This window comes from Nocardia sp. NPDC006044 (assembly GCF_042871115.1).
Taxonomy (GTDB): Bacteria; Actinomycetota; Actinomycetes; order Mycobacteriales; family Mycobacteriaceae; genus Nocardia.
Genome location: NZ_JBIAID010000001.1, coordinates 1,877,508 through 1,895,071 on the forward strand (window position 1 = coordinate 1,877,508; position 17,564 = coordinate 1,895,071).

The 17,564-nt window shown below is 68.5% G+C and carries 14 protein-coding genes; 8 read left to right on the plus strand and 6 right to left on the minus strand.

The features are described 5' to 3' along the window. The first annotated feature begins 8 nt into the window (after positions 1–8). From ACFYO1_RS08925 to ACFYO1_RS08935, 3 genes are all read left to right on the plus strand, one after another. On the plus strand, positions 9–5,759 hold the full coding sequence (locus tag ACFYO1_RS08925; protein ID WP_387228588.1) for a TIR domain-containing protein: 5,751 nt from the start codon (positions 9–11) through the stop codon (positions 5,757–5,759). A 176-nt stretch (positions 5,760–5,935) separates the two neighbouring features. Continuing rightward, the gene (locus ACFYO1_RS08930; protein WP_387228590.1) at positions 5,936–6,496 is read left to right on the plus strand and encodes a DUF4334 domain-containing protein; all 561 of its coding nucleotides are present in this window, start codon (positions 5,936–5,938) and stop codon (positions 6,494–6,496) included. A gap of 170 nt (positions 6,497–6,666) precedes the next feature. Then, a complete protein-coding gene (locus ACFYO1_RS08935; RefSeq protein ID WP_387228592.1) occupies positions 6,667–7,899 on the plus strand; it encodes an FAD-dependent oxidoreductase in 1,233 nt (410 codons plus the stop codon). Between the two features lie 348 nt (positions 7,900–8,247). On the opposite strand, the gene ACFYO1_RS08940 is transcribed toward ACFYO1_RS08935, so the two are convergent. Then, positions 8,248–9,222, minus strand: coding sequence for a zinc-binding alcohol dehydrogenase family protein (locus tag ACFYO1_RS08940; protein WP_387228594.1), 975 nt, complete (start codon positions 9,220–9,222; stop codon positions 8,248–8,250). 85 nt (positions 9,223–9,307) lie between these two features. On the opposite strand from ACFYO1_RS08940, the gene ACFYO1_RS08945 reads away from it, so the two are divergent. Further along, positions 9,308–9,883, plus strand: a complete 576-nt coding sequence (locus tag ACFYO1_RS08945; protein ID WP_387228597.1) for a TetR/AcrR family transcriptional regulator — start codon at positions 9,308–9,310, stop codon at positions 9,881–9,883. A 14-nt stretch (positions 9,884–9,897) separates the two neighbouring features. On the opposite strand, the gene ACFYO1_RS08950 is transcribed toward ACFYO1_RS08945, so the two are convergent. From ACFYO1_RS08950 to ACFYO1_RS08970, 5 genes are all read right to left on the minus strand, one after another. After that, a complete protein-coding gene (locus ACFYO1_RS08950; RefSeq protein WP_387228599.1) occupies positions 9,898–10,710 on the minus strand; it encodes a CPBP family intramembrane glutamic endopeptidase in 813 nt (270 codons plus the stop codon). 86 nt (positions 10,711–10,796) lie between these two features. Further along, positions 10,797–11,510, minus strand: a complete 714-nt coding sequence (locus ACFYO1_RS08955; protein WP_387228601.1) for an HD domain-containing protein — start codon at positions 11,508–11,510, stop codon at positions 10,797–10,799. Between the two features lie 265 nt (positions 11,511–11,775). Then, positions 11,776–12,225 carry an SgcJ/EcaC family oxidoreductase gene (locus ACFYO1_RS08960; RefSeq protein WP_387228603.1) on the minus strand — a complete coding sequence of 150 codons (450 nt, stop codon included), beginning with the start codon at positions 12,223–12,225 and terminating at the stop codon, positions 11,776–11,778. Positions 12,226–12,328: 103 nt separating this feature from the next. Next, the gene (locus ACFYO1_RS08965; RefSeq protein WP_387228605.1) at positions 12,329–12,955 is read right to left on the minus strand and encodes an alpha-ketoglutarate-dependent dioxygenase AlkB; all 627 of its coding nucleotides are present in this window, start codon (positions 12,953–12,955) and stop codon (positions 12,329–12,331) included. A gap of 56 nt (positions 12,956–13,011) precedes the next feature. Then, positions 13,012–13,566, minus strand: coding sequence for a TetR/AcrR family transcriptional regulator (locus ACFYO1_RS08970; RefSeq protein WP_387228606.1), 555 nt, complete (start codon positions 13,564–13,566; stop codon positions 13,012–13,014). Between the two features lie 100 nt (positions 13,567–13,666). Here ACFYO1_RS08970 and ACFYO1_RS08975 point away from each other — a divergent pair, with 100 nt between their 5' ends. From ACFYO1_RS08975 to ACFYO1_RS08990, 4 genes are all read left to right on the plus strand, one after another. Beyond that, complete coding sequence (locus ACFYO1_RS08975; RefSeq protein ID WP_387228608.1) at positions 13,667–14,509, plus strand: SAM-dependent methyltransferase; 843 nt, start codon at positions 13,667–13,669, stop codon at positions 14,507–14,509. A gap of 176 nt (positions 14,510–14,685) precedes the next feature. Continuing rightward, a complete protein-coding gene (gene pyrR / locus ACFYO1_RS08980) occupies positions 14,686–15,318 on the plus strand; it encodes a bifunctional pyr operon transcriptional regulator/uracil phosphoribosyltransferase PyrR (protein WP_387228610.1) in 633 nt (210 codons plus the stop codon). After that, positions 15,315–16,271, plus strand: a complete 957-nt coding sequence (locus tag ACFYO1_RS08985) for an aspartate carbamoyltransferase catalytic subunit (protein WP_387228612.1) — start codon at positions 15,315–15,317, stop codon at positions 16,269–16,271. The genes pyrR and ACFYO1_RS08985 overlap by 4 nt, the downstream gene beginning before the upstream one ends. Then, positions 16,268–17,560: a dihydroorotase gene (locus tag ACFYO1_RS08990; RefSeq protein WP_387228614.1), complete on the plus strand. Its 1,293-nt coding sequence runs from the start codon at positions 16,268–16,270 to the stop codon at positions 17,558–17,560. Before ACFYO1_RS08985 ends, ACFYO1_RS08990 begins: the two co-directional genes overlap by 4 nt. Positions 17,561–17,564: the final 4 nt, after the last annotated feature.

Below are 17,564 nucleotides of genomic sequence, written 5' to 3' on the forward strand. Positions count from 1 at the left end.
CTGGGGGCGTGACACAGCAGGGTGGGCGGACGCGGGACTTCTTCATCAGCTATTCCCCGGCGGACGAGCGATGGGCGACCTGGCTCGCCTGGCAACTGGAAAGCGCCGGATATCGCACCCTGATCCAGGCCTGGGACTTCGTGCCGGGCACCAACTTCATCGACTTCATGGATCGCGGCGTGCGCGATTCGGCCGTCGTGCTCGCGGTGCTCTCCGACAATTACCTCCAATCGCGTTACGGGACAATGGAATGGCAGGCGGCGTTCCGCACCGATCCGGGCAAGCTGCTGCCGATACGGATCGCCGACTGCGCGCTGGAGGGGCTGCTGGCCACCCTCACCTACATCGATCTGGTGGACGTGCCGACCGACGAGCAGGCGCGGCGCATCCTCCTGGAACGGGTGCGGCACTTGCTCGCGGGCCGGGGGAAACCGGAGCAGGAACCGCGATTCCCGAACGAACTCGGGCCCGGCGCGCTACCGGACCGCTACGGCGACGAGGAGCAGGCGGGTCCCGTCGAGTCCCCGTTGAATCGGCGCACTCCCGTTGCGGCACCGGCCTTTCCGGGCGGCCCGCATCGCGACGAGCACCGCTCCGGGGTCAGCGTGCTGCACGTGGCCGGTCCGCGGTTCGGCCGCGGCCTGTTCGCGTCCGACGAACCGAGTACCGCGCGCGAGTTGCAGGCGCGTATCTACGCGAATGTCACCCAGTTGGCCGGGCAGGGTGTGCCGAAACCCGATCTGATCGTGGTGACCGGCGATCTGACCGAATCCGGTCGCCCGCGGGAGGTGGACGAGGCGCTGAGCTTCCTGACCGGGTTGCGGGTGCTGCTCGGGCTCGAACCCGACCGGCTGATCGTGGTGCCCGGCAATCACGATGTCTCCAAGGTCGCCTGTCACGCCTACTTCCTGAATTGTGAAGCGCGCGAACGGAAACCGCAGCCGCCGTACTTCCCGAAGCTGGAGCAGTACGCGCGGCTGTTCGCCGAGTTGTATCAGGGACTCGATCAGCTGGTGTTCGATGTCGGCCAGCCGTGGACGCTGTTCCCGATTCCCGAATTGCGGGTGGTGGTAGCGGGTTTGAACTCGACCATGGCCGCGACCCATCTGCCGGACGACGATTACGGGCGGATCGGCGAACCGCAAGCGGCTTGGTTCGCCGAGCGGCTGCGTCCGTTCGAGGAGAACGGGTGGCTGCGGCTCGGTGTGGTCCGGCACGACCCGCTGCCCGGCCCGGCCGCCTCGCCGCGCGATCCCGCCCTGTTGCGGGACGCGGACACGCTGTCGCGGCTGCTCGGTGGCCGGCTGAATCTGCTGCTGCACGGGCCGGGACCCGGTGGGCCGCACCTGGATCGGCTCGACGGCCGGCTGCCGGTCATCCCCGCGGGGGCGGCCGGCCGCGACGAGATCATCCACCTGACCACCGAGGGCCTCTCCCGGTACTCCGCCACCGCGGCGCATCCCGCCGAGCCCACCGCGCGGCTGACCGCCCCGTGGTCGAATGCGGTTGCCGCACTTGCCGCGAACACGCTGCCTGAGCTGACCGGTCCCGACGAGCCCGACGATCCGGTGACCGAGACCCCCGCCATCGTCGATCCGCACGGTCGTCTGCTGGAACGGGTGGCCGAGGTGTGTGAGACCCGGTATCCGGAGGCCAGGATCCGCCGGGTGGAGTCCGATCCGCCGCACCTGTTCATCACCCATCAGCGCGACGATGTGACCGCGCAATGGCGGGTCGGCGTGCACGTCGGCGACATGAGCAGGCGGGTGGTCGAGGAATTCCTCGGCCTGGACCCGGAATACGGCTCGGAGCTCGTCTATCGCGGTGCGCCGCCGCCGCGTTCGCTGCGCGACGAGGCCGCGAGCCATGGCCTGCGGGTGCGCAGTTTCACCGAGTTCCAAGGCCTGCTCGACCTGGAGGACTATCTCGCCAAGCAGGTCGAGCGGTTGCGCACCGACCGCCGCTACCCGCCGGACCTCTATGTGCCGCAACGCTTCCGGGCGCTCGAACACGGCGACCAGACGGTCCACGACGATCTGGTCGCCGAACTGCTGCGCCTGGTCGCCGCCGATCACGGCCGATTCGTCCTGGTACTCGGTGATTTCGGGCGCGGCAAGACGTTCGCGCTGCACGAGGTGGCCCGGCGCATCACCGAGACCATGCCCGCGCTGATCCCGATCCTCATCGACCTGCGCACGCTGGACAAGACCCATTCGGTGGACGCCCTGGTCGCCGCGCACCTGGCCAATCACGGCGAGGACCGGATCGACCTGAAAGCGTTGCGCTACATGCTTCGTGAGGGCCGGGTGGTGCTGCTGTTCGACGGCTTCGACGAACTCGTCACCCGGATCAGCTACGAATTCGCCGCCGACCACCTGGAAACGCTGCTACAGGCGGCGGTCGGCAAGGCGAAGATCGTCGTGGCCAGCCGCACACAGCATTTCGAGTCGCGGGCCCAGGTCCTGACCGCGCTGGGGGAGCGGGTCGGGCTGCTCCAGGACCGGCAGATCCTGAACATCGAGGACTTCGCGCCCGCGCAGGTGCGCGCCTTCCTCGCCAACCGCTACGGCGGCGACGCGCAGCGCGCCGACGCCAGGATGCGGCTGATCACCGGCATCGAAGACCTGCTCGGGCTGGCCCAGAATCCGCGCATGCTCAGCTTCATCGCCGACCTGGACGAGCGCCGGTTGCGGGCCGCGGCGGGCGCGCAGCAGGCCGTCGGCGCGGCCGGACTGTACCGGGAGATCCTCGAATCCTGGCTGTCCTACGAGACGGATCGCACCGCGGCGACCGCTGGGTCGCTGCCCGGGCTCGGGCTGCACGAATTGTGGCTCGCGGTCACCGAATTCGCGTTGCGCATCTGGGAGACCGGCGAGCCGTACCTGCGATTGGCCGAATTGACCGAGGTGGCACAGAGTCTGGTGGAGATGACCGGGGCCAACCGGATGTCGGTGCAGCAGTCCGCGCACGCCATCGGCTCCGGCAGCCTGCTGGTGCGGACCGAGGACAACCTGTTCGGGTTCATCCACTCGTCGGTGCCGGAATGGTTGGTGGCCAACCACATTGCCGAACAGTTCGCCGCGGGTGTCGCCGCGCCGCCGCAACTCGCGCACGCGCCGTTGTCTCAGCTGTCCATCGACTTCCTGTGCGACCTCGCCGATATCCGGCTCGCACGCGCCTGGGCGGACGGTGTGCTGGACGACCCGGCCGCCGACGAGGTGTCGCGCACCAACGCGATCCGGCTGACCACCCGGCTGCGGACCGCGCCGACCGCCGATCTGCGCGGCGCGATCCTGGTCGGCGAGGATCTGTCCTATCGCGACATGCAGCAGGTCGATCTGACCGGTGCGGATCTGAGCGGCGCGCGGTTGGTCGGGGTGAACCTGGACCGTGCGGTGCTGCGCGGCGCGCGGCTGGTCGGTGCGCGGCTGGACGAGGCGAGCCTGGTCGGCGCGGACCTGACCGACGCCGACTTCACCCGGGCGCGGCTGGCTCGCGCGGACCTGACCGGGACGCGCGCGACCGGCAGCCGCTGGGATCGCGCGGCGCTGCTCGACGTCGTCGGTACCCCGGCGGGCACCGATCTGCGTGGTGCGGCGTGGGTGCCCGGCTCGGTGGCGAGAACCGAATTCGCCCCTGCCTCTATCGGCGTCAGGCACGGGTTCCATGCCAGGCACGGCAGGCTGCCGCAACCGCTGGCCTACAGTCCGGACGGTGGCACCCTCGCCATCGGCAGCGATGACGGCGGGGTGTTGATCTGCGACACCGAGACCGGGCTGCCGCTGCGCACATTGCAGGGGCATCGCAATCGGTCGTTCGCGGTCGCCTATACCGATACCGTGCTGATCAGCGGTTCCAGCGACGGCACCGTCGGCATCTGGGACGTGGCGAGCGGTGAACTGCGCCGAATCCTGCACGGGCACAGCCAATGGCCGTGGCCGGTCACGCTGAACCGGGCGGGTGACCTGCTGGCCACCGGCGACGCGGACGGGATGCTACGGCTGTGGTCCCTGCCCAGCGGTGATCTGATGCACGAATGCGCGCCTTCCGGCGGGAGCCGAGAGCTGATCTTCAGCTTGGCAATTCACGAAGGCGTGGTCGCGGCGGCCTACCGCGACGGGGTGGTCCGGATCTGGGATGTCGAAAGCGGGCGCGAGCGAGGCGAATTCGTCGGCGCGAGTGGGGCCGTGTTCCGGGTCGTGTTCAACCCGGCGGGTGATCTGCTGGCGGTCGGCGATGTCCGCGGCATGGTGGCGCTGTGGGATCCGGCGCGGTGCGAGCTGGTCCGGCAACTGCCCGGCCACACCGGACGGGTGTACACGCTGGCCTTTCACCCCCGGTTGCCGCTGCTGGCCAGCGGGGATACCGATGGGGGACTGCGCATCTGGGATGTCGAGACCGGGGAGTCGAAGCACGCGCCGTCGGATCACCACGCCGCCCTCTACTGGGTGGTGTTCGATCCGAGCGGTGATCTGCTCGCCTCGGGCGACAGCGCCGGCCTGCTCTGCCTGCGGGACAGCACGACCGGCGAACTGCGGCACCGGATCACCGCGCACACCGGATCGATCTGGCCGTTCGCGTTCCGCCCGGACGGCGGGCAGCTCGCCGTCACCGACGACCAATTCACCACGCGGCTCTGGGATCCCGCGTCGGGCGTGTGCCGGCAGGTGCTGACCGGACACGGGCGGCAGGTCAGGTCGGTGACGTTCAACGCGGATGGGTCGCTGCTCGCCGCCGGTGGCAACGACGGGGTGGTCCGGCTGTGGGATCCGGTGACGGGCAGGCAGATTCGGCGGCTGGCCGGCAGCGAGGACCGTTTGGTCACCTTCGAGTCGGCGCTGTTCAGCCGCAAGCAGCCGCAGCAGCTCGCGGTGGTCGGCAACGACGGCCGGTTGAGTCTGCTCAACCTCGATACCGGAATGTTCCAGCGGCACATCAATGTCGAGGCCGCGCCGGTCTGGGCGATCGCCTTCGACCCGACCGATCAATACGTGGCCACGGCGAACGACGACGACACGGTCATCATCTGGTCGCGGACCACCGGTGCGCTGCACATGGTGTGCGCGGAGCATCACGGGCGGGTGCGGTCCATCGAATTCAACGAGGACGGCTCGTTGATGGCCACCGGCTGCGACGATTCCGTGGTGCGGCTGTGGGACGTCGAATCCGGCAGGCTGCTGCGCGAATTCGCCGGGCACAGCGACCGGGTGTACGCGGTGGTGTTCCACGGTGACCGGCTGGCCAGCGTTTCCTGGGACATGACGGTGCGCATCTGGGCGGTCGAGTCCGGCGCGAGCCTGCACGAGCTGACCCGGCACACCGGCAGGCTGTGGGCGGCGGCGGTCGACCCGCAGAGCGGAATCCTCGCCACCGGCGGCGAAGACCTGGTGGTTCGGCTGTGGGACATGGCGACGGGGCGGCACCTGCACACCATGGAGGGCCACAAGCGGCAGATCTGGTCGCTGGCCTTCCATCCGTCCGGCCGCCTGCTGGCCAGCGGTGGCGACGACGGCAACACCATCCTGTGGTCGGTCCCCGGCGGCGACTACCCGGACGCGGAGACCGCACCGACCATCCGCGCGGAGCTGCTGGGGCTGCCGGAAGGCTGGGCGGCCCTGGCGCCCGACGGTCGCTACAAGTTCGAAGGCAACACGGCGGGTCAGTTCTGGCATGTGATCGGGATGTCCCGGTTCGAATCCGGCGAACTGGATCCGTATTTGGCCGAGGTCGCGCAGTTGCCTTTGGACGCACCGTTCTAGAAGGCGCCGCAGACCTCGATCCGCTCATGCCGGGGTGACCAGTGTGCCGGCATCGATTGAGCCAGTCGCACTCGGCCATTCGTGCACCGGTACGGGTGTGCCGGTCTGAGCTGACGTGGGTCGTGAGATAGAGATAGTCTCGTTGTTGCATTGTTGCCCTAGCGAGGAGGTCGAGCATGGCCGAGAAGACAGGATCGGGTGCGGCTGAACTGGCGGCGCTGCGAACCCGGCGCTGCACGGCGGAGCAGGCACTGGCGCTGTTCGACAGCCTGCCCGCGGTTCCGGTCGCCGAGATCACGACCGGGCGCTGGCGGGGCGATGAACTCGACACCGGCCATCCGTTCGCGGGGGTGCTGGTCGCGTCGGGGTGGTATGGCAAGCAGTTCGATGACGCGGACACCGTGCATCCGCTGCTGTTTTCCGTCGACGGGGAGGTCTTTCCGGTCGATCCGCGCAGAGTGCCGCTCGGGCTCGCGGGGCGGATTCCGATGGCGGGCGTACGAGCGAGTAAGAAGGCGCTCGGCTTTCTGCGGTTCGCGTTCCGAACGCAGAGGCCGACAGCGCGTTTGCGGAATGTGGAGTATCGCGGGGTGGTCAGCGCCGCGATGATCTACGACCATCTGCCGATCATCGATCACTTCCGGCGAGTGGATGAGCAGACGCTGCTCGGGGTGATGGATATGCGCGGGTTGGCCGAGCCGTACGTCTTCATCCTGAACCGGGACGTCGCTTCCTGATCAACGGCACTTGACGGGGAGTTGGACCGCCGAACGCGGTCCGACCCCGATTGCGCGCTGCGCCAACCCAACTCGGCCCGGATCGGCACCCGCAAAGAATTCATCAGGCGTAGAATTCTTTGGGTAGGCAATACCCTGCGGCTATGCGGTGACCGAGGAGGGAAAAGTCGATGGAACAGACGATTTGCCTGGTGGTCGGGGGCGGTCCCGCCGGAATGATCCTCGGCCTGCTGCTGGCGCGGGCCGGGGTCGACGTCACCGTGCTGGAGAAGCACAAGGACTTCTTGCGCGACTTCCGCGGCGACACCGTGCATCCCACCACCCTCGACCTGCTCGACGAGCTCGGGCTCGGTGCGGAGTTCGCGAAACTCGGTGCGCGCAAACTGGATCAGGTGCAGCTGGCGACCGCCAACGGGTTGCAGACCTTCGCCTCGTTGAAAGACCTTCCGGGCAAGCACAAATACATCGCCATGGTGCCGCAGTGGGACCTGCTCGACCTGCTCGCGCGTGCCGGCGAACAGGAGCCGAGCTTCCATTTGCGGATGAAAACCGAAGCGACCGGCCTGGTTTGGTCCGAGGGCGAGGTCGCTGGGGTCAGCTACCGGACCGCCGACGGTGTGACCGGCGAGATCCGCGCCGACCTCACCGTCGCTTGTGACGGGCGCGGCTCGGTGCTGCGGAGTGCGGCGGGACTGGCGACGCGGAGCTGGCCGACGCCGATGGACGTGTGGTGGTTCCGCCTGCCGCGCAGCGAGATCGACCCCGCGGGCGCGGTGCCGATCGTCGCCGCGCACCGGGCCGCGGTGCTGCTCGACCGCGGCGACTACTGGCAGTGCGCCACTCTGATCGCCAAGGGCACCGACGAGGTGGCGCGGCGCGGGCCGGTCGACGAGATCATGCGCACCATGTCCGACTCGGCGGCCTGGCTGAAGGACCGCGTCGACACCCTCACCAGCTGGGACGAGGTGAAACTGCTCGACGTCCAGCTCGACCGCCTGACCACCTGGTACACCGGCGGGCTGCTCTGCATCGGCGACGCCGCGCACGCCATGTCCCCGGTCGGCGGCGTCGGCATCAACCTGGCCGTGCAAGACGCCGTCGCCGCCGCGAGAATCCTTGCCGCCCCGCTACTCTCGAACACCGTCGGCACCCGAGACCTGGCGAAGGTGCAACGCCGCCGCACCCTCCCCACCGTGGTAACCCAGGGCATGCAACGCATCCTGCACGCCCGCGTGATCCGCCCCGCCCTCGAAGGCGGCATCAACATCGCCAACGCCCGCAAAGCCCCCCTGCCGGTCCGCGTCCTCCGCCGAATCCCGATCCTCCGCAGCGTCCCCCCATTCCTGGTCGCCCGCGGCATCCGCCCCGAACACGCCCCCACCTTCGCCCGCCGCCCAGCCTGAATCCCCCCGCACACCTCCTGACCTCCCGCACACCAAAGGGCATGCAATTCGATATGCCGCAGTTCAGACGGTGTGCGGCTGCGTCGCTAGTCGTGTGCCACGACTCCGGGCCGTGAGAAGAGGTGCGGCCTGCGGCGTATGAGGTGAACCCGTGCGGATGAACAGGTCCGGTTCAGCGCCGTGCTGCGCTTCGGTGCGCGGCACGTCAGGGTGTCGGTGTGCGGTGCGGTTCTGGGTCGCGATGGGTGGCGCGGGCTTGCGGTGCGAAGTTGGACCCGTGCGTGCGAGGTATCGGGCGGCCTTGTGTGACAAGGATTCATGGCGCGGCAGGGTGTCTGGGGTTGTGGGTTAGGTGTTGGGTTGAAGGATGAGCTTGCCTAGTGGGGTGCGGGCTTCGATGAGATGGTGGGCTTGGGCTGCTTGGTCTAGGGGGAGGATGGCTTCGATGAGGGGGGTGAGGGTGCCGGAGGCGGCTTGGGTGAGGGTGGTGGGGCGGGCTTCGGCTACTCGGGCGAGCCAGGCGGGGCCGGCGCAGCCGGTGAGGGTCAGGCCGCGGGTGATGAGGTCGGTGGCGGAGAGTTGGGCGGGGGCGCCGGAAAGCCATCCGTAGCTGAGCATTCGGCCACGCAGGGGTGTCATGGTGTCGAGCAGGTCCATGGCGGTGGTGCCGCCGATGGAGTCGAAGACGACGTCGAGGGTTGTGCCGCCGAGGGTTTCGCGCAGGTGGCTGACCCAGTCGGGGTCGTTGTGGTCGATGACCTCGTCGGCGCCGAGTTTGCGGGCCTGTTCGATCTTCGCGGGGCCGCCCGCGGTGGCGATCACGCGGGCGGCGCCGTGTGCCTTGGCGAGTTGGGTGAGGTAGCTGCCGATTCCGGTTGCGGCGGCCTCGATCAGGACCGTTTCGGTGCCGGTGAGGGCGGCGGTTTCCAGCAGGGGGAGGGCCACCGAGCCGCTCATCAGGACCGCGGCAGCGTCCGCCGAGGACAGGCCGTCGGGGACCAAGGTTGCGGAATCGGCTGGTGCACTGACGAATTCGGCATAGGAACCGAAACCATTGGTGGCCACGGCGACTCGGCGGCCGAGCAGCGCCGGATCGGCCGCCGCGCCCACCTCGGTCACCACCCCCACCGCCTGGAAACCGAAGACCAGCGGCGGCTCGACGCCGAGCGGGAACTCACCGGAGCGCAGCTTGGTCTCCGGGAACAGGACCGGGATCGCCTCGGCACGAATCACCACGTCACCCGGGCCGGCCTGGGGCGCCGGGACCTCCTGCGGGACCAGCACCTCGGGGCCGCCGGTCGCCGTCATTACGATTGCCTTCATCAAGAACTCCATAAGTTGACTGACGGTCCAGTTGTCTCCGCAACGATATGGACTGCCGGTCAAGTTGTCAACGAAAGCGAGTGCGATGACCGAGGGGCGTCCGAAGGAACGGGCCGATGCCGCGCGCAATCGACGGGCGATTCTCGACGCGACGACCGCGCTGCTCGCCGAACACGGCGCCGAGGCGATCACCATGGACCGGGTCGCCGCCGCGGCCGGGGTCGGGAAGGGCACCATCTTTCACCGCTTCGGCAACCGGGCCGGATTGCTGCACGAGATGGTCGCCGAGAGCGCGCTCACGCTGATGGACGCGATCACCAGCGGACCGCCGCCGCTGGGTCCGGGCGCGCCGGCCGACGCGCGGCTGCTCGCCTATTTCGATGCGATGACGCGGCTGGTGATCGCGAACTCGGAACTCATGGTCGCGTATCGCACGGAACCGCCGCATCCGCGCACCGCGGAGTTCCATGCGTTCTGGGACAACCACATCACCGCGCTACTGCGGGCGGCGCGGCCCGATCTGGACGCCGAGGTAGTGGGCAGGTTGCTGCTCGGTGCGATCGGCGGCGAGTTGGTGCAGACCATGGTCCGGTCCGGCGAGACCGATCGGCTGCTGGACGCGGTGCGCCAATTGGTCGAGTCGGTACTGCGCACGCCCTGAAATCGCCTGAGCCGTCACCACAGTGCCGCGAGCATCGGAATCGGCGCGTTGATGATGCCGTGAACCACGAAGAGCAGCCAGGGATTTCGATACCGCGACCACAGGTAGCCGAGGAAGATTCCGTAGCCGCCGATGTGCACGACCGCGGCGGCGAGGTCGATGCCGAAACCGTTGCCGCCGTGAATCGTTACGTGCCACACCGCGAACACCAGGGAACTGAGCGCGATGGCGGGCCAGCGACCGTAACTCTTCTCCAATCGGGTCTGCAGCCAGACCCGGTAGAAAATCTCCTCCAGCATCGCGTTGAGCGTGAACACCGCGATCAGCGCGATCAGGTCCGGTCGCGCGCCGGTGTAGCTGTGTCCGAACAGCGTGAACAAGGTCAGGAAGACGAGCATCGCGGGGAGCGGCCGGAGCCAGCGGCCACGGGTATCCACCCGGTACCATTCGCGCCACGAAACCAATCGGAACGACAGTGGAACCGCAAGCAGCAGAGCGAGTTTCAATCCGAGGAACCATAAGTCGCCGCCGGGGGAGAGGTAGAAGCCGACCGCGAAGACGAGGCCGAGCGTGAACAGCCACCACGCCTGACGCGTCGTTCGCGGATCGCCCGGCAGCAGTCCGTCGTCCGGCTTCGGCGGAACCAGCCGGGCGACCGCCAGTCCGCCGAGCACCGTCAGGCAGATCGCCCACAGCGACAGGGTGTTGTCGTTGTCGGCGGAGTAGCGCAGCGCGGTGTGACCCGTCCAGACCAGCGTCACCACCGCGGCGACGAATACCAGGATCCCCGCTGCCAGCAGCATGTCGCCGGTTCGTCGAAGTCGCATGCGCATCACGATGCCATCGGCGCGCGCTCGTGCGGTCCCGCGGACCGAGATATCGATCGGATGTCATCCGAAAGGACGACCGCGGATCACTCTTCGTCGAGGATGGCCTCGAATCGTTCGTCCGCACTGTCGAGTTGAGCGAGGATGTGCTGTTTGACGTCGTCGGCCAGCGGCGTGTCGGGCCGGGTGACCAGGTCGCGGTAGATGGCGGTGAGCGGGCGGTATTTGGTGGCGAGCTTGTGCATGACCGGGCCGGTCGCGTACAGGATGCCGACGCCGTTGTCGGTGAAGTCGGACAGCTTGATGATCCTGGCCCACGGGGCGTGCTCGAGGTCGGCGGCGACATGCTCCCGGTATTGCAGGTGCCGGTCGATCGACGGGTCCGGTTCGGGATTGGTGACGGCCGCGACCAGCTCGGACACGCGGTCGCCGAAGCGGTCGGCGAGTTCGGCGAGGGCGGCCTCGGTGGGCGTGCCCGGCCGATCGCCCGCCAGTTCCGCCGGATGGTCCTCGACGGAATCGTGCAGCAGACCCGCGACGACCAGATCGCCGTCCGCCACCCGGTAGTGGCTGATGATCCGGATCGCCACTCGCAGTAGATGATTGAGATACGGTTCGCGGCCGTAGCGATCGTCGCGATGCAATTCCGTGGCCAGGTCGAGGGCCTCGGTGACCCGGGCGGCGTCCGGCAGGTCCGCGATCTCCAGCAATAATCGTTCGCGCAGACCCGCCTCGCCATAGACCTCGCTGATCGTATGCAGCGGCATCACCGCCAGGACTCCCGCCCCAGGATTGCTCATGCTGTCAATCTAACGGCGACACGCGGCCGCGTCGCCTGGAAAATCCGTTGCCCGGGCTTGCGCGGCCGTGGTGCCGAATGCCGCGCGAAGCAGGAATCGGAAGCGAACGTGGCCGCCCAGTATTACGGCCGCGATCAAGATCAGGGGAACTGATGCCGGTATCGGCCGAGAGCCTTCCTGCACCAGTTCCCCCTGATCGCTTGTCCGAAGACCTAGCGTCGCACCCCTCGGAGATGTTGCGGCGCTGGGTCGCTGGACGTGCGGGTTATTCGGCCTTGGGGATCAAGGTGTTCTGCCTGGCCGCGGTCCACCAGCGGCCGTTCTCCTTGACCAGGACGTAGAGCGCGATCATGGTGTGGTCGATGTCGATCGGTTCGCCTTCGGCGGTGGTGGCGCGGGCGACCTTGTGGGCGAAGGCGATGTCGGGGCGGAGGAAGGTGATGTCGGTGACTTCGTAGCGGACGTACTCGTCTTTCAGGAAGCCGGCCAGCCCACGGCGATTCGCCTCCAGCAGCGCGTCGCGACCGGTCAGCAGGGCACCGACGGCATTGACCACGGTCGCGTTCGCGGTGAAGTCGGCGGTCATCAGTTCGGCGTCGTTGGTGTTGTACGCAGTCTCGACGTTGCCGATGATCTGCTTGATGGCCGCGATGTCCGCGGTGTGATCGACGGACGTGTCTGCGACCGTCGGCGGCTGAAATGTCTTTGCGCTCATGCCCTTCAGCATCCAACCTCAACAATGGTTCTGGTCAAGGTCGATGTGTATCGCCTGGCTCACGGGTTCGATCTCGAGGGCGTGCGTGTCTGCGCCGGACGGCTCAGCGAACGCCCCGCGGACGGAACTGGATGCTGATCCGCGGCCCGGCCGGCTTGCGCGTCTTCGGCACGGCATGCTCCCAGGTGCGCTGGCACGACCCGCCCATCACCAGCAGATCGCCGTGCCCGACCTGATACCGGATGCTCTCCCCGCCACCGCGCGGCCGCAGCAACAGCGCGCGCGGTGCGCCGATCGACACGATCGCGACCATCGTGTCCTGTGTCGCCCCGCGCCCGAAGTTGTCGCCGTGCCAGGCGACGCTGTCCTGTCCGTCGCGGTAGTAGCAGAGCCCGGCCGTCCGGAACGACTCACCCAGTTCGCGCCGGTAGTGCTCGCTCAATGCCTCGCGGGCGTCGGCCAGCGCCGGATCGGGCAGCGGCTCGTGCTCCTCGTAGAACTTCAACAGCCGCGGCACGTCCACCACCCGGTCGTACATCGGCCGTCGCTCCGCCTTCCACGGCACGTCGTCGACCAGTCGCTCGAACAACGCGTCGGCGCCGGACAGCCAACCGGGTAGCACGTCCACCCAGGCCCCGTGCTCGAGGACCGTGCGGCGCGCGGCGCGAAGCGACCCGAATTCGGTATCACCGAACCCGTCGAGCAGTGAGCCCTGCAACGGTGTCGACATGCTCGCGAATCTACCCGCAATCGAACGTATGTGCTAGCGATAATCGGACGCGGCGGTCAGTTCCTGGCGAGAATGTCCCGCGCGATCTCGGCGGAGGCCGCGTAGCACTCGTCGTCGCTCAATGGCAGATCGCCCATCATCGCCGTGCTCCAGCTGATCGTCAGCAGCGCTTGGCGCGCGTGGAATACGGCCTGCGGCGAACGGTCGGGCTCGGTCATCAGATCGGCGAGCACCTTGAATTGGTAGCGAAGCCCGACGTTGATCCCGAGCTCCCGGAACGCGGGCTGGTTCTCGGCCATGAAACGCACCATCCCGCGCCCGATGCCGTGCAGCAGTACGCCGTAGCGGTCGAGGATTTCGCGCGCCCGGTCCGGGCTCGGCGGTGTCGCCTCGGCCCAGGCGACGAGGTCATCGATGCCGCGCCGCAGGTCGTCGGACAGGCTGACGACGATGTCCTCTTTGGTGCGGAAGTGGTAGTAGAGCGCGGCTTTGGTCACGTCGAGCCGCTCGGCGATCTCACGCAGCGACGTCTTCTCGTAGCCGCGCTCGGAGAACAACTCCATCGCCACCGTGCGGATTCGTTCACGCATATCGCTGCGACGGCGGTCCATGGCGCTCCTTTGCTTGACGACCGGCTAGTTGGAGCCTAGCGTCACACCCGAACACAGTTAGCTAGTCGGTCGGCAAGCTAATTTCAGAAGGGGGCGGGCAATGACAGAAGTGCCGATGGCAGGGGTCGCGATGACCGCGATCGGGGTCGCGGTGGTCAGGGTGCTGGAATCGAACCGGCCGGACCGGCTGTACGACGACCCGCTGGCCCGGGTCTTCGCCGAGGCCGCGCGGCGTGGTTTCGCCGAGACCGCGGACGGTGCCCGGCGATGGGCTCAGCTGGAAGAACTGGCGGAGGCCTTCTACCCGGGCCGAACGCTCTCGGTCAGACTGGTCGACGACCAGGTGGGCGCGGCGGTGGAACAGGGCTGCCGGCAGATCGTGGTGCTCGGCGCGGGATTGGATACCCGGGCATTCCGCTTGGCGCTGCCGCCGGACATTCGCCTCTTCGAACTCGATCTGCCGGAACTCTTCGCCTTCAAGGAGCCGATCCTGGCCAGCGCGCACGCCGTGCCGACCTGCGAACGGTACGTCGTCGGCATCGATCTGCGCGCCGACTGGGCAGAAGCGCTGCGCATCAACGGTTTTCGGCCGGATCTCCCGACGCACTGGGTCGACGAAGGCGTGCTCGGCTACCTCGCCCGGGCGGAGGCTTTGCGCGTCGCCGAGACGCTGACCGAACTCTCCACTCCGGGAAGCCGTTTCGGCGTCGTCCGGTTCGCCGCCGACGAAAGGCCGGGGCAGTACAGCGAACTCCGGCGGCTGGTCCGCGCCGACGAAGCGGGGGAGCGCGAACTCCGGGGCTTGGGTGGCGACGCGCGGCAGTGGCTCGAAGATCATGGATGGCAGACCACCTTCCGCGGCTGGGCCGAACTCGTCGCGCCGTTCGGCAGGCCGGTCGAGAACAATCCCGATGTCGGCTTCATCGACGCCGTCCGCGCCTGAAAGCCCCCCGGAGTAACCCGCGTCACCGATCGATGCGACGCGTACCTTCCCCGCCGCTCGTGGCCCGGCTCACACCGCGCAACACCTGCTGAAAGCCCGGTCTCGACCGCTGTTAGGCTGCTTCCCGTAAGACATCCTTTAACGGACCGTCCGGTGAGGCGGGGAAGGAGGTCGGCATGGCCGTGCCCGAACGGGCCGCCAAGTCCGGCGCTGCCGAAACATCGCAGCGACACACCCCCGAGGGGGTGGAGGCGGGGCGGGAGCTGTTGTCGGCTTCCGATGTCAGTCGGACCATCGCGCGCATCGCGCACCAGATCATCGAGAAGACCGCGCTGGACGCGGGCGAGCCGGGTAATCCGCGCGTCGTACTCATCGGCATTCCCACCCGCGGCACCTCGCTGGCCGCGCGGCTCACGGACAAGATCGAGGAATTCTCCGGCGTCCGCCCGGCCCTCGGTTCGCTCGACATCACCCTCTACCGCGACGATCTGCGTACCCGGCCGCACCGGCCGCTGGAGCGCACCTCGGTGCCCGAGGGCGGCATCGAGGACGCGCTGGTCGTGCTGATCGACGACGTCCTCTTCTCCGGCCGCACCGTCCGCTCCGCGCTGGACGGGCTGCGCGACCTCGGCCGCCCGCGCGCGGTGCAGCTCGCGGTGCTGATCGACCGCGGTCACCGCGAGCTCCCGATCCGGGCCGACTATGTGGGCAAGAACGTGCCCACCTCGCGCGCCGAGGACATCTCGGTCCTGCTCACCGAACACGACGGCCGCGACGGCGTATACCTGCGTCAGGAGGGGGAAGCATGAGGCATCTTTTGACCGTCGGCGATTTGGATCGCGCGGCTGCGACAGAGTTGCTGGACGAGGCCGAACGCTTCGAGCAGGCCCTCCTCGGCCGCGAGGTGCACAAGCTGCCGACCCTGCGCGGCCGCACCGTGATGACCGTCTTCTACGAGAACTCCACCCGCACCAGGGTCTCGTTCGAGGTCGCGGGCAAGTGGATGAGCGCCGACGTGATCAACGTCAGCGCCAGCAGCTCCTCGGTCTCCAAGGGCGAATCGCTGCGCGACACCGCGCTCACCCTGCACGCCGCGGGCGCCGACGCGCTCATCGTGCGGCACCCGGCTTCCGGTGCGGCACATCAGGTCGCGCGCTGGATGGACGCCTGGGCGGTCTCGTCCGGCGGCTCCGGCCCGGCCATCATCAACGCCGGCGACGGCACCCATGAGCACCCGACCCAGGCGCTGCTCGACGCGCTGACCCTGCGCCAGCGGCTCGGCGACATCGAGGGCAAGCGGGTCGTCATCGTCGGCGACATCCTGCACAGCCGGGTCGCCCGCTCGAACGTCTTCCTGCTGAACACGCTCGGCGCCGAGGTGGTGCTGGTCTCCCCGCGCACCCTGCTGCCGGTCGGCGTCGACGCCTGGCCGGCCCGGATCGCGCACTCGCTGGACGCCGAACTGCCCGGCGCCGACGCGGTGATGATGCTGCGCGTGCAGGCCGAGCGGATGAACGGCGGCTTCTTCCCGTCGCCCCGCGAATACTCGATCAACTACGGACTGTCCGAACGCAGGCTCGCCCTGCTGTCCGAACACGCGGCGGTCCTGCACCCCGGCCCGATGCTGCGCGGCATGGAAATCGCCTCGCCGGTAGCCGATTCCGCGCAGGCCGCGATCTTGCAACAGGTGACGAACGGAGTACACATGCGCATGGCCGTCCTGTTCCGGCTGCTGGTCGGTACCCAGGAGGCGGTGGCATGACGGACATTCTGATCAAGGGCGCCCGGATCTACGGCGAGGGTGAACCGGTCGACGTGCTGATCGCCGACGGGGTGATTCGGGAGATCGGCGCCGGTCTGGCCGCCGGCGACGCGGAGATCATCGACGCGCAGGGACAGATCCTGCTGCCCGGCTTCGTCGACCTGCACACGCACCTGCGCGAGCCCGGCCGGGAAGACACCGAGACCATCGAATCCGGTTCCGCCGCAGCCGCACTGGGCGGTTACACGGCGGTGTTCGCGATGGCCAACACCAGCCCGGTCGCCGACTCGGTGGTCGTCACCGACCATGTGTGGCGGCGCGGGCAGGAGGTCGGCCTGGTCGACGTCTACCCGGTCGGCGCGGTCACCGTCGGACTCGAGGGCAAGCAGCTCGCCGAAATGGGCACCATGGCAACCGGTGCCGGCGCGGTGCGGATGTTCTCCGACGACGGCCACTGCGTCTACGACCCGCTGATCATGCGCCGCGCGCTGGAATACGCGAACACCCTCGGCGTGCTCATCGCACAGCACGCGGAGGAGCCGCGGCTCACCAAAGGCGCGGTGGCGCACGAGGGTCCGACCGCGGCCCGGCTCGGCCTGGCCGGCTGGCCGCGGGCCGCGGAGGAGTCCATCGTCGCCCGCGACGCCCTGCTCGCCCGCGATGCCGGTGCGCGCGTGCACATCTGCCACGCCTCCACCGCCGGCACCGTCGAGCTGGTGAAATGGGCCAAGGCGCAAGGCATCTCGATCACCGCCGAGGTCACCCCGCATCACCTGCTGCTGGACGACTCGCGCCTGGAGACCTACGACGCGGTGAACAAGGTGAACCCGCCGCTGCGCGAGGCCTCCGACGCCGCCGCGCTGCGCCAGGCCCTGGCCGACGGCATCATCGACTGCGTCGCCACCGACCACGCCCCGCACGCCGAACAGGACAAGTGCTGCGAGTTCGCCGCGGCCCGTCCGGGCATGCTCGGCCTGGAGACCGCGCTGTCGATCATCGTGCAGACCATGGTCGAACCCGGTCTGCTGGACTGGCGCGGTGTCGCCGAGGTGATGAGCGAGCGGCCCGCCGCGATCGTCGGCCTCGACGAGCACGGCAGGCCGATCGAGGTCGGTGAGCCGGCGAATCTCACGCTGGTCGACCCCGAGGCCCGCTGGACGGTGCGCGCCAAGGAACTCGCCAGCATCTCGAACAACACACCGTTCGAGGACATGACGTTCCCGGCTCGAGTGACGACGACGTTGCTCAGGGGCCGGGTAACCGCCCGCGAGGGCAAGGCCGGTGGGTAACCCG

Excerpts from the sequence above, each read along its gene's own strand:
- ACFYO1_RS08950 (WP_387228599.1), bottom strand. The coding sequence starts at position 10,710 with ATGCGACTTCGACGAACCGGCGACATGCTGCTGGCAGCGGGGATCCTG.
- ACFYO1_RS08975 (WP_387228608.1), top strand. The coding sequence starts at position 13,667 with ATGACAGAAGTGCCGATGGCAGGGGTCGCGATGACCGCGATCGGGGTC.
- ACFYO1_RS08955 (WP_387228601.1), bottom strand. The coding sequence starts at position 11,510 with ATGAGCAATCCTGGGGCGGGAGTCCTGGCGGTGATGCCGCTGCATACG.
- ACFYO1_RS08970 (WP_387228606.1), bottom strand. The coding sequence starts at position 13,566 with ATGGACCGCCGTCGCAGCGATATGCGTGAACGAATCCGCACGGTGGCG.
- ACFYO1_RS08965 (WP_387228605.1), bottom strand. The coding sequence starts at position 12,955 with ATGTCGACACCGTTGCAGGGCTCACTGCTCGACGGGTTCGGTGATACC.
- pyrR (WP_387228610.1), top strand. The coding sequence starts at position 14,686 with ATGGCCGTGCCCGAACGGGCCGCCAAGTCCGGCGCTGCCGAAACATCG.
- ACFYO1_RS08940 (WP_387228594.1), bottom strand. The coding sequence starts at position 9,222 with ATGAAGGCAATCGTAATGACGGCGACCGGCGGCCCCGAGGTGCTGGTC.
- ACFYO1_RS08930 (WP_387228590.1), top strand. The coding sequence starts at position 5,936 with ATGGCCGAGAAGACAGGATCGGGTGCGGCTGAACTGGCGGCGCTGCGA.
- ACFYO1_RS08985 (WP_387228612.1), top strand. The coding sequence starts at position 15,315 with ATGAGGCATCTTTTGACCGTCGGCGATTTGGATCGCGCGGCTGCGACA.
- ACFYO1_RS08945 (WP_387228597.1), top strand. The coding sequence starts at position 9,308 with ATGACCGAGGGGCGTCCGAAGGAACGGGCCGATGCCGCGCGCAATCGA.
- ACFYO1_RS08990 (WP_387228614.1), top strand. The coding sequence starts at position 16,268 with ATGACGGACATTCTGATCAAGGGCGCCCGGATCTACGGCGAGGGTGAA.
- ACFYO1_RS08935 (WP_387228592.1), top strand. The coding sequence starts at position 6,667 with ATGGAACAGACGATTTGCCTGGTGGTCGGGGGCGGTCCCGCCGGAATG.
- ACFYO1_RS08960 (WP_387228603.1), bottom strand. The coding sequence starts at position 12,225 with ATGAGCGCAAAGACATTTCAGCCGCCGACGGTCGCAGACACGTCCGTC.